1 rRNA gene is annotated in these 255 nt (G+C 55.3%); it reads right to left on the bottom strand.

Going from position 1 to position 255, the window contains the following annotated elements:
• Positions 1-255 (bottom strand): 16S ribosomal RNA (locus tag ACM6I6_RS27570); the annotation flags it as partial.

Genomic DNA, 255 nt, shown 5'->3' with positions numbered 1-255 from the left:
AAGGAGGTGATCCAGCCGCAGGTTCCCCTACGGCTACCTTGTTACGACTTCACCCCAGTCATGAATCACACCGTGGTAACCGTCCTCCCGAAGGTTAGACTAGCTACTTCTGGTGCAACCCACTCCCATGGTGTGACGGGCGGTGTGTACAAGGCCCGGGAACGTATTCACCGCGACATTCTGATTCGCGATTACTAGCGATTCCGACTTCACGCAGTCGAGTTGCAGACTGCGATCCGGACTACGATCGGTTTT

This window comes from Pseudomonas sp. IT-P218 (assembly GCF_949767605.1).
Classification (GTDB): Bacteria; Pseudomonadota; Gammaproteobacteria; order Pseudomonadales; family Pseudomonadaceae; genus Aquipseudomonas; species Aquipseudomonas putida_AE.
The sequence above is the reverse complement of the archived record's forward strand: the minus strand, read 5'-3'. Positions and strand labels throughout refer to the sequence as shown.